Genomic DNA, 13,118 nt, shown 5'->3' with positions numbered 1-13,118 from the left:
TTTAAAATCTTGATAGTATGATGAATAAACTTGGGCTTATCATTGTATCGGTTATATTAGCTCTAATCCAGACAGGGTGTGCAGAGCAGAGTACATGGATGTCTTTGAACAGCTCTAATCCTCGGATTATCTGGGAAGTGAAACCCCAGGCAGATTTAGAGAACATAACCGGAGAGCAGATTTCTACTCCGGAATTTAAAATGTCCGATTACGTTAAAGGTGTGGTTCCTGGAACTGTTTTTACTGCTTATGTTGAAGCAGGAATCGTTCCTGATCCTAATTATGCCGATAATATTTATAAAGTAGACGAAACGTTTTATAACCGTCCTTTCTGGTATCGTACGGAATTCGAACTCCCGTCTTCTTATTCGGAGGGGAAGCGGGTATGGCTTCATTTCGACAATACGAACCGCTTTGCCGATTTCTATTTTAATGGCGAGAAGATATCAGGAACAAAAACATCTACTAAAGATGTAAGCGGTCACATGTTACGTTCGAAGTTTGATGTAACCAATTTGATAAAGAAATCCGGTAAGAATGTGATAGCTGTTCTGATTACCGATGCCGATCAGAAAAAGACGCGTAAGGCTAAAGACCCGTATGGAGTTGCGTGTAGCCCCAGTTATCTGGCTGGTGCCGGTTGGGACTGGATGCCATACGTTCCGGGACGTCTGGCTGGTATCACAGGCAATGCTTATCTTGTGGTAACGGGAGATGTAGTGATGGAAGATCCTTGGGTACGTTCAGAGTTACCGACCTTGCAGAAAGCAGAGCTTTCTGTCTCAACAGATATTAGAAATGCTTCTTCTTCCCCCAAAGAAGTCGTTGTATCCGGAGTGATTCAGCCGGGGAATATTTCTTTCTCTAAAGACATTCGGGTAGAAGGAGGAACAACAGCCAGACTATCTATTAACAAAGATGATATAGCGCAATTGGTTGTTGATCATCCGAGGCTTTGGTGGCCGAATGGTTATGGTGATCCCAATCTCTATACTTGCAAGCTGACTTGTTCTGTAGATGGAAAAGTGTCGGATGTAAAAGAAATGACATTCGGTATCAAGAAGTATGAGTATAAAATGGTCGATAATGTAGTGGGATATCCTGTTCTTACATTCTTTATCAATGGACAGAAGATTTATCTGAAAGGGGGAAACTGGGGAATGAGCGAATATCTGCTTCGCTGCCAGGGCAAAGAATATGAAACGAAAATCAGACTTCATAAGGAGATGAATTACAATATGATCCGTCTATGGACTGGTTGTGTTACAGATGATGAGTTTTATGATTATTGTGATAAATATGGAATTATGGTATGGAATGATTTCTGGTTATATGTAGCATACAATGACGTGGCGCAACCGGAAGCATTTAAAGCGAATGCCCTTGATAAAGTCAGACGCCTCAGAAACCATCCTTCTATTGCTATTTGGTGTGGAGCTAATGAAACGCACCCGGCACCTGATTTGGATAATTACCTGCGTGAAATGATTGCGAAGGAGGACAATAATGACCGTATGTATAAGTCTTGCTCCAATCAGGATGGATTGTCCGGAAGTGGTTGGTGGGGAAATCAACCTCCAAGACACCATTTTGAAACTTCAGGCAGTAATCTGGCATTTAATACACCGGCTTATCCATACGGTATTGATCACGGTTACGGTATGCGTACAGAAATAGGAACGGCCACTTTCCCCACATTTGAAAGTATCAAAGAGTTTATCCCGCAAAAAGACTGGTGGCCTCTGCCTACTGATGAGCAGTTGAAGAATGATGATGACAATGTATGGAACAAACATTTCTTCGGTAAGGAAGCGTCTAATGCCAACCCGGTTAATTATAAGAATTCAGTGAACACACAGTACGGAGAATCATCCGGATTGGAAGAATTCTGCGAGAAAGCGCAAATGCTGAATATCGAAGTGATGAAAGGTATGTATGAGGCTTGGAACGATAAGATGTGGAATGATGCAGCCGGACTTCTGATCTGGATGAGCCATCCGGCTTATCCCTCGTTTGTATGGCAGACTTATGACTATTATTACGATCCTACAGGTGCTTATTGGGGAGCAAAAAAGGCTTGTGAACCTTTACATATCCAATGGAATGCTTCCAATAACAATATAAAAGTAATAAATACTACAGCAAAAGACTTGAAAGGCGCAGTAGCTAAAGCTATAATTTATGACCTGAATGGAAAAGAAGTACCGGCCTACGGACAGACAAAGCAGGTCGATGTGGCAGCCAGCAATATTGCAGAAGCATTTTCCTTGAATTTTAACCCTTTCGAAATTGATGATGAGAAACCAAAGGAGATAGAAGAAGAGATCGAAGAACTGACTCCGCTTCATTTTATCAAGTTGGAACTGATAGATGCCAAAGGTAATCTAATCTCTGAAAACTTCTATTGGCGGAATGGCGTGAATGATCTTGATTATACATTGCTGAATACACTTCCAGAGGCCGATTTGTCTTGCCGATTGGTGGATAAATCGATGTCTGACGGAAAGATGAAGATTGCTGTAAAGAACAATTCCGGGACTGTGGCTTTTGCTAATCGGGTGAGGCTTGTTAATAAGGCTACGCAGAAAAGAATACTTCCAATTATTATGTCCGATAATTATGTGACGTTGATGCCGGGCGAAGAAAAGGTTATCACTATGGAGGCGACTCCCGAACTGTTGAAAGGAGGCGTAAGTGTATTGGTGAAACAGTATGGGAAAGCAGAGAAGAATAAGCTGGATATAGCAGATTGATTGTTGTACGGTTATCTTTATGGTTTGATTAAAAGAATAAAGAAAATGGCTAATAGACTAAAAATGAGGATACTCTTGTTGTTATCTTTAGTTTATATAAATTGCGATTACTTACAGGCACAAACAACAATACCCCGGTTTGAAGAAGGGGAACGTGTCGTATTTGTAGGAAACAGCATTACTCACGGCGGACATTATCATTCATTTATCTGGTTGTATTACATGACTCGTTTCCCGGATAAACCGATTACTATCATGAATGCCGGAATTGGTGGAGAGAGTGCGTGGGATATGAAGGATCGTTTGGACTATGATGTTTTCAACAGGAAACCAACTTATGTGACTCTAACTTTCGGTATGAACGATACCGGTTATGATATTTACATGAAAGACAATGCAAAAGAACTGTCGGAACAACGGATTGCAAAGTCATTGGAAAGCTATCGGGAAATAGAAGAACGCTTACTGGCTAAAAATAAAATAAAGAAAGTATTGATTGGTGGTTCTCCTTATGATGAGACTTCCAAGTTTAATAATTTTATATTGCGTAATAAGAATAACGCTATTTTAAAAATAATAGATGCCCAACGTACATCGGCTAAAAAGAATGGCTGGGGTTTTGTTGATTTTAACCAACCGATGCGTGAGATAAGCAGAAAAGAGCAGGAGGCAGATTCTACATTTACATTCTGCAGGATAGATAGAATTCATCCGGATAATGATGGACAGATGGTTATGGCCTATTTGTTTCTGAAAGCACAGGGACTGGCTGGGGATGAAGTGTCATCAGTATCTATTGATGCATATCATTCATCTGTAATAACTCATAAGAACTGTAAGATTTCAAAACTGAAAAAGAACGGAACTGATCTGACTTTTGATTATCTGGCGTATGCTCTTCCTTATCCGCTGGATTCTATTTCTAGAAGTGGCTGGGGAAATAAAAGGTCACAACGCGATGCAATGCGGTTGGTTCCATTTATGGAAGAGTTTAATCAGGAACGTTTTCAGGTAACAAACTTAGAGAAAGGAATGTATCGGTTAACTATAGACAATCAGTTTATTGACAATCTCTCATCCGAAAAGTTGGCGAATGGAGTGAATTTGGCAGATTACCCGAATACTCCCCAATATCAACAAGCTGCGAAAATCATGTATCTGAATGAAGAACGGTTTGAAGTGGAGAAACGCTTCAGAGAATACTTGTGGACCGAATATTCATTCTTGAAAAAGGAAGGATTATTGTTTGCTGATGATCAGAAAGCTATCGATAAACTAAAAGAATATTTACCTAAAGACGGGTTTCTTAGGATGAGCTACGATTGGTATATAAAAGCGATGAATCCCGAAATACGGGAGGTTTGGAGCAATTATATGAAGAATCTTGTTGAAACAATTTATAAAATCAATAAACCTGTCACTCATAAAGTGAGGCTGGCAAGAGTTGAATAATAATAGAAAATGAATAGTATGAAACGGTTATTATGTTTAGTTTGTTGTTTCTGTTGGCTGTCTGTGATAGTGTATGGAAGTAAGAAAACATCTACTTTTTATTTGTCAGAGTTGAAATGTGAAAATCTTATTAATCCTTTGGGGATTGATAATGTGACCCCTCACTTCAGTTGGAAGTTAAAGGGGGACGGCTGGAAAGGCGGGCAAACTTATTATGAGATACAGGTAGCTTCGGATAGTATTCTGTTGGCACAGGATAAAGCTGATTTATGGAATACTGGGAAATTGAAATCCGATGTTTCTGTTATGGTGCCTTATCGAGGGAAGACTTTAACTTCTCGTTCTTTGTGTTATTGGCGGGTACGCGTTTGGGATGCTAAAAAACAAATTTCTTCATGGAGTCCTGTTGCTCGTTTTGGGGTTGGTATCTTAAATAAATCACAGATGCAGAGAGAATATATTGGGGCTTCTGCTGAAGGTGGTAAGATTTGTGCTCCTATTCTTCGCAAAAAAGTGAAGCTGACTCAAAGGGAGACTTCTTTCCTGCATGTAAACACGTTGGGGTATCACGAAATTTATGTCAATGGGAAAAAGGTAGGAGAAGATGTCCTTACGCCTGCTGTATCACATTTATCTAAACGTTCATTGATTGTTACTTATGATATTACTCCTTATTTACGAGAAGGAGAAAATGATTTGCTTATCTGGCTGGGACAAGGTTGGTATAAAACGACGACTTTCGGAGCTGCTTATGAAGGTCCGCTGGTAAAAGCAGAATTGGATGTGTTGAGAAATGGTAAATGGGAAGTCGTAACGAAGACAGACGGATCATGGTACGGACGTGAAAGTGGCTATTCGGATACAGGTACTTGGCGTGCTTTGCAGTTTGGAGGTGAGAGGGTGGATGGAAGGATTCTTCCGCGAGATCTTTCAACACAGGCTTTAGACAAAATGGAATGGATTCCTGTTGTGAAAGTGAATGTTCCCGATCATATCGCTTCCCCTCAAATGTGTGAGGTAAACAAGATACATCAGATTTTGCCGGCTGTTTCTGTAAAGAAGCTGGCTGAAGGTCTCTGGCTGGTAGATATGGGAAAGGTTCAGACCGGATGGTTTGAGATGCAAATGCCTATATTGCCGGCAGGTCATGAAGTTATTATGGAATATAGTGATAATTTGACGAAAGACGGTGAATTTGACAAGCAAGGTGAAAGTGATATTTATATATCTGGTGGTAAGCAAGGAGAATACTTCAGAAATAAATTCAATCATCACGCTTTTCGATATGTGCGAATATCCAATCTTCCTCAGAAACCGGAAACAGGTGCAATGAAATCTATGCAAATTTATGGAGATTATAAACAGACCGCAACTTTTGAATGTTCGGATACCGACTTGAATGCTATTCACCAAATGATTCAGTATACGATGAAATGTCTGACTTTTAGTGGATATATGGTAGACTGTCCGCATTTGGAACGTGCAGGATATGGTGGTGATGGAAACTCCTCAACGATGTCTTTGCAAACGATGTACGATGTAGCTCCAACATTTGAAAACTGGGTGCAAACATGGGGAGACTCCATGCGTGAAGGAGGAAGTTTGCCGCATGTTGGTCCTAATCCGGGTGCCGGTGGCGGTGGTCCGTATTGGTGCGGATTCTTTGTACAGGCTCCCTGGAGAACGTATGTCAACTATAATGATCCCCGCTTGATTGAGAAATATTATTCTCAAATGAAAGAGTGGTTTAAGTATGTTGATAAGTATACAGTAGATGGTTTGCTGAAACGTTGGCCCGATACCAAATACCGTGACTGGTATTTGGGAGATTGGCTGGCACCTATGGGGGTAGATGCTGGTAATCAGGCTTCTGTGGATTTGGTAAGTAACTGTTTTATCAGCGAATGCTTGGGCACTATGTATAAGACAGCCTTAACATTAGGCAAAAAAGAAGAGGCGGAAGAGTTTGCTATCCGTAGAGAAAAACTCAATAAGTTGATTCATCAGACATTCTACCGTGTGGATGAAGGGATCTATTCTACCGGCTCACAGTTGGATATGTGCTATCCTATGTTGGTAGGTGTTGTACCCGATTCTTTGTACAATAAAGTGAAAGAGAATGTCGTTACGATGACCGAAGAAAAACACAAAGGACATATTGCTGTTGGTCTGGTTGGAGTGCCTATTTTGACAGAATGGGCTGTTCGGAATAAACAAGTGGATTTCTTCTATCAAATGATGAAGAAACGTGATTATCCCGGTTATCTGTATATGATTGACCATGGTGCGACAGCGACTTGGGAATATTGGAGCGGAGAACGAAGTCGTGTGCACAATTGTTACAATGGAATTGGTACTTGGTTTTATCAGGCTGTAGGAGGAATACGTCTTGACGAGGCTAAACCTGGATATCGTCACTTCTATGTCGATCCTCAAATTCCAAACGGTGTGACCTGGGCAAAAGTAACGAAAGAATCACCTTATGGCACAATTGTTGTTAATTGGAAGTTGAAAGATGATAATCAGTTGAATCTTCAATTGACAGTTCCTGCCGGAACAATGGCTACAGTTTGCATCCCTAATAATGCTGTCTCATGTAAAAAGAATAAGAAGAAAGTGAGCGTTAAGGAGCAGACTGTTGATGTAGAAGCAGGGCATTATGATTTTCTATTTAATTTGAAATAGATACCCTACTAGAGTGTATTTATGATTTTCATTTCTCATATTCTCATTCATTAATCATAAATAGCAGAAAACTAATAGAATAGACTATGAGAAATGATTTCTAAGACGGCATTTCTCATAGTTTTTCCGTCAAATACCCCGTATTTTACCTTGTTTCTCATACTTGTTAGATTCATTTCTCATAGTGTTTTTCCAATCAACCTATACAAGAATAAAGAAGCAACTAGTCAACGATTATCAGGGAAGTACATATTCTTCTTGTCCCATATATTGTGGGAAGGTATTCCCTATTAACAGGGAAAAGATTCTCTTATTTTGTGGGAATAAATTCTCATAATATTAGGGAACATTTTCCCATAATATATGGGACAATCGGAACTACAGTTTATCTTCAACCAGAAAAAAGGAGAAGTATAGTATTTAACTATGAGAAATACTCTGAAATACTATGAGAATAAGGTGAATTTTAAGCTAAAATAGAAGGTGTATTATGAGAAATGCCGTCTTAGAAAGTATTTCTCATAAGCTATTTATTTGACTATTTGTTGTTTATCAGTCACCTATGAGAATATGAGAAATGAAATTTAAAAATCTTCTCTAGAGACTGCTGAATTTTTTATTGATACATTTAAAAACGTACCGTAATAAACTAAATTATCATTTAATTTAAATCTGTGCAGAAACAAAATTAACTTTAGGAAAATTGTCTTGTGAATTGACTTGAAGTTAATCGCCTTGATTATTATTTTTATATGATTCTTTTTTAGTGGTTTCCCAAATTTCAAGCGTTCATAGGATAAAGTTCAATAGATATAGGTAAAAAGTTAGGATTGGTGTTTGCATTTCCACAATATTTCTCCGGTTTATACATTATCTTTTTGTAAGTTGACCGGAGGAGTTGCTGGGAATTTCGTTTGACTAAAATGAAAAATATGATATCATGAAAAATGTTTTAGTAATGATTACGTGTGCTTTGATTTGCTTTTTATCAGCGTGCTCGAATGTAAAAGATGTGCCTTCTATAGTAACTATTGAAAAAGGCTTCCGGGAAATTCCCGATAGTATCCGAGTGGGATGTTATTGGTATTGGATTTCAGATAATATTTCAGAAGAGGGAGTGGTTAAAGATCTGTATGCTATGAAAAAGGCAGGGATTACTCGTGCTTACATAGGAAATATTGATATAGGAGGAAATGCTTATGGAAATGTGAAGATATTTGCGCCTGAATGGTGGGATGCTGTACATGCAGCACTGAAAACTGCGACAGAACTGGATATGGAAATAGGAATGTTTAATAGTCCCGGATGGAGTCAGTCGGGAGGACCGTGGGTGAAGCCGGAACAGAGTATGCGTTATCTGGCAGCCACCGATACGATGGTGAAAGGTCCGCGAACACTTTCATATACGATACCTGAATATTCGGATTCGATGCAATTGGTCCGTGTTATAGCTTATCCTACACAAAGTGATGTGTTTAAAAAAGAATGGAAACTGCAACAGAAAGGATATGAACCCGTAGTTTTTGAAATGCACCTTGATGAACCACAGCCTATTCGCAGTTTTACTTTTACAACAAACAATTATGTATGGACCAAAGCGGAATTGCAAGCTAAAGTCGGTGATGCCTATAAAACGATCCGGAAGTTTGAGATAGACCGTACCAATGGTATGCCTTCTGTTGGCTTTTTTACCAATGCTCCGGTCGTTCTCTCACTTCCTGCTACGAAATCTGCGGACTTTCGTTTATTGCTGGATAAGCCGATTAATTCTTATGGGGATGTAGAAGCCACGGCCACTCTTTCTGCCGCAAAAATGATAGAACGATATCCGGAACAATCTCTGGCAAAGATGTATCAACGTCCCGATCCAAAATGGGATTCGTATATGTGGGCTAATCAAGATTGGTATAACGACTCGGAAGGCTTTGTGATACCACAGAATAAGGTGATCGATTTAACTGCCTCTCTTTCTTCAGACGGAACGCTGACGTGGAATGTACCGGAAGGTGACTGGATTATTTCTTGCCTGAAAATGAAAACGACAGGTGTGACAAATACACCTGCCACACCTGAAGCAACCGGACTTGAAGTGGATAAAATGAGTAAGCAACATGTCAACACACATTTTGATGCTTATATGGGTGAAATTCTTCGTCGTATCCCTGAAGCTGATCGTAAAAGCCTGAAAATAGTAGTGCAAGACAGCTACGAGACGGGTAGCCAAAATTGGACGGATGATATGCTGGAACGTTTCATAAAAGCTTATGGATATGATCCGCTTCCTTATCTGCCTACTCTGTATGGTAAAGTAGTAGGGAATGAAGATATGTCTTCTCGTTTCCTTTGGGACTTGCGCCGTCTGATTGCAGATGGAGTTTCATACGATTATGTAGGTGGTTTGAGGGATATTTGCCATCAACATGGACTCACAACTTGGTTGGAAAATTATGGGCATTGGGGATTTCCGGGAGAGTTCTTGCAATATGGCGGTCAATCTGATGAGATTAGTGGTGAATTTTGGAACTTTGGTGATTTGGGGCTAATTGAGAATCGTTGTGCTTCCTCTTGTGGACATATCTACGGTAAAAAGCGTATTTGGGCGGAGTCTTGTACCAGTGGAGGACCTAATTTCACGAATTATCCGGCCAATATGAAAGCGCGGATAGATCGTTTCTTCACAGAAGGTATCAATGCATCATTGCTTCATCTGTATATTCATCAACCGTATGAGGATCGCAATCCTGGTATGAGTGCTTGGTTTGGAAGTGATTTCAATCGGAAAAATACTTGGTTTAGTCAGATGGATTTATTTACAGACTATCTGCGGAGGTCGAACTTCCTTTTACAGCAAGGTACTTATGTGGCGGATGTTGCTTATTTCATCGGTGAAGATACTCCCAAAATGACCGGCTCGATAGACCCTCAACTACCAAAAGGGTATTCGTTTGACTTCATTAATGCCGAGGTATTTTTAACGAGGGCTGTTGTAAAGGATGGTCATTTAACCCTGCCTGATGGAATGAAGTACCGTTTACTAGTATTGCCAAATCAAAAATCAATGCGTCCCGAAGTACTGGGAAGGATTAGTGAATTGGTACACGATGGTTTGGCTGTTTATGGTGAGGCTCCTGAATATTCTCCGAGTCTGTCCGGTTATCCTGAAGTAGACAAGGAGGTATCACGTATTGGTACAGAATTGTTTGCTAACGATCATTATGGAAAAGGAAGGGTATTTCAACGAGGCATTGTTTTACAAGATGTGTTGGATGCACTGAATATACATCCTGATTTTAGATGTGGAAAGGATATGCCAGTTTTGTTTATACATCGAACTCTACCGGATGCGGAAATTTATTTTGTGTCCAATCAGCATAATGAGAGAGTGGTTTTTAACGGAGAATTTCGTGTGTCGCAGGAATTCTCCCCAGAACTTTGGAATCCTGTTACGGGAGAGATCCGTTATTTACCGGATTTTAAAAGTAAAGAAGGCTATATATCTTTACCGGTTGAGTTGGAAGGAAATGAAAGTGCCTTTATCGTTTTTCGTAAGAATAACAAGCTAACAGAAACGAAAGATAATTTTCCGCAGAAAGTAACAGTTTGTAAGATAAATACCCCTTGGAGGATCACGTTTGAAGCAGGTAAGCGTGGACCGGAAACACCGGTAGTCTGGTCTCAATTGAAAGATTGGATGAATTCAGAGAATGACAGTATTAAATACTTCTCTGGCCAGGCTGTTTATGAAACTACTTTCACATTAGAAAAACTTCCGCAGAAGAACTTGTATATTGATTTGGGTAATGTAATGGTGATGGCAAAAGTGACACTGAACGGACAATATGTAGGTGGGGTATGGACGTTCCCATATCGTTTGAATGTGACAGGCTATTTAAAGGAAGGTGAGAATAAATTAGAGATAACAGTCGTCAATAATTGGCAAAATCGTCTAATCGGCGATCAACGTTTTCCTGAAGACCAACGTCTGACGTGGACGACTATTAATCCTTGGAAAGCTGATTCTTCATTACAGTCTTCGGGGCTGCTTGGACCTGTAGAAATTCAGGCTTTTGATTATAAAATAGTTAAACCCGAATGAATTGTTTTTTATCCTTGTAGTGGCATTTTCATTCATAACCGTTCTTTGTATAAGTATAGTTTTTCAAAAACGTTCTGAAGTGCATATTTAACAAAGTGATATTGTATACCACAAAAAAAAGTAATTCTGTTTAGTGGTGTATTGTTTTTTAATCGTTCTAATTGAAAATGAACAAATGTAATCTGATAAAAAAAACTAATAATAATGAATATTACTGTTTACAGAGTTTATAAACGATTTATTAACCGCTATTTCTATTGTATATGAAAAGCTTGTTTTATTTATTTTTACCTATTGCAGGTGTATGGTTGTTTTCATCTTGTGCTAATTTAGAGCAAGTTGAGACGACGGATCTTGATCGGGAATCTGTTTTTGCAGATAGTGCATATACGGCAGGATTCCTTTCTCAAATTTATGTAGATGTTGGTTATGATGTTAAGCCCAATCGATACACTACTAATATTTTGGGGGTAACAAAAGAACATGGAGGCTTGCAGACTGCTTGTGACGAGGCTGCTTATAAAGTAGTCTCTGATGTTACTAATGATGTAATGTTTGCAACCGGGACTATTAATTCGCTTAATGTATTGGAAGATGATGTTTGGAAGAAGGCATATACTAATATCCGAAGGGTGAATTTATTTATGAAGTATGTAGATGGTGCTCCGTTACTTGAATCCACTAAGATTCAGTATAAGGCGGAAGCCCGATTCTTGCGTGCATGGTATTATGCAATGATGTTACGTCATTATGGTGGAGTGCCTTTGCTTGGTGATACCATATATGAGGTAGAAGATGATATGAAAACAAAGCGTGACACATATGCTGATTGTGTGAAATATATTGTAGACGAATGTGAGTTGGCTGCAAAAGATTTGCCTGTTGTATTCAGCGGTATGAATAATGGACGCGCCACAGCTGGCGCATGTAAGGGGCTGATTTCGCGTATTCGTTTATATGAAGCTAGTAAATTATTCAATGGTAGTGATTTTGGTACATCTACTAATTGCCCAAAAGAGTTGATAGGTCATCCTAATTATGATAAAGAACGTTGGAAGGCAGCTGTTGATGCAGCTCTCGATGTGATAAAACTGAATCGTTATGCTATTTACACGCGTCATGTAGAAGCTGATGGATACAATCCAGGAAGATCAGAACCGGGATGGGGATTTTATGCAATCTTCCATAATAATGACTTTGGTAAAGTGTCGGATGGTGCCTATGTGACGTATTCAAATGGATCGTACTGCGAAATGATATTCGAATGCAGGCCAGGGGAAGGTAATCAACGTGAAGCATTGTTTGGTCCTCCCACGTGTGGTGGTAACGGTAATGGAGGTTATATTTATCACGACTTAGTAGAACAGTTCCCGATGAAAGATGGAAAGAAAATAGGGGAAAGCGATAAATATCCTTATGATCCCATGAAACCAGCAGAAGGACGTGACCCACGTTTTGCTAATACAGTTGTTTGGAATGGTAGTGTAATAATGAGTGGAGGTGATAAAGATCACGTCGTCTATACTCATAAAGGAGTGGGATCGACTACTGATGCTTTTGGAAGTGGTACGCCGACCGGATATTATATTCGGAAATTTAGTCATCGTCAATTAGCTGGAAATTGGTTTGTAGGTACTTCACAGGCATTCGACTTGATTCGCTATGCTGAAATTCTGTTGAATTATGCAGAAGCAGTCAATGAATATTACGGTCCAGATCATAAAGATGTTTTAGGAGAACAAATTATAAGTCCATTTGAAGTATTGAAAGTACTTCGTGAACGTGCTGGTATCGATGCTGGAAATGATGGTAGGTACGGATTAGAAGAGGGTGTAGAAACAGATTACAGGAAAATGAAAGACGCTATTCGCTTGGAACGTCGTATTGAGCTAGCTTTTGAGGGACATCGTTTCTTTGATGTGCGTCGATGGATGATTGCTGAAGATACTGAAAATATGCAGATGCATGGATTCGAAATAACAAAAACTATAACAGAAAAAGGTAAGGTGGTTCCGGTCCGTAAACATACTTTCCGTAAAGCGATGTACTTCTTTCCTATTCCCTATAAAGAAATAGTGAAGTCTGAAGATTTAATACAAAATCCTTATTATGAATAATTTTAAGATATAGAG

At 39.4% G+C, this 13,118-nt stretch carries 5 protein-coding genes; all 5 read left to right on the top strand.

From position 1 onward, the window contains the following. Positions 1 to 17: 17 nt before the first annotated feature. Positions 18 to 2,753 (top strand): glycoside hydrolase family 2 protein, encoded by a 2,736-nt coding sequence (locus AB5217_RS13010; protein ID WP_032847471.1) that lies wholly within the window; start codon positions 18 to 20, stop codon positions 2,751 to 2,753. Between the two features lie 45 nt (positions 2,754 to 2,798). After that, positions 2,799 to 4,205: an SGNH/GDSL hydrolase family protein gene (locus AB5217_RS13005; protein WP_050486436.1), complete on the top strand. Its 1,407-nt coding sequence runs from the start codon at positions 2,799 to 2,801 to the stop codon at positions 4,203 to 4,205. 9 nt (positions 4,206 to 4,214) lie between these two features. After that, entirely contained in the window at positions 4,215 to 6,890 is a 2,676-nt protein-coding gene (locus AB5217_RS13000; protein ID WP_032847467.1) for an alpha-L-rhamnosidase, read from the top strand. 940 nt (positions 6,891 to 7,830) lie between these two features. After that, positions 7,831 to 10,986 (top strand): glycosyl hydrolase, encoded by a 3,156-nt coding sequence (locus AB5217_RS12995; RefSeq protein WP_032854330.1) that lies wholly within the window; start codon positions 7,831 to 7,833, stop codon positions 10,984 to 10,986. Positions 10,987 to 11,249: 263 nt separating this feature from the next. Next, on the top strand, positions 11,250 to 13,103 hold the full coding sequence (locus AB5217_RS12990) for a RagB/SusD family nutrient uptake outer membrane protein (RefSeq protein ID WP_032854329.1): 1,854 nt from the start codon (positions 11,250 to 11,252) through the stop codon (positions 13,101 to 13,103). Positions 13,104 to 13,118 lie beyond the last annotated feature (15 nt).

Source organism: Bacteroides sp. MSSM.1001136sp1_RTP21357st2_D2_RTP21359_211015, assembly GCF_040913205.1.
In the GTDB taxonomy this organism is placed as follows: Bacteria; Bacteroidota; Bacteroidia; order Bacteroidales; family Bacteroidaceae; genus Bacteroides; species Bacteroides ovatus.
This window is presented reverse-complemented; position numbering and strand designations above follow the sequence as displayed.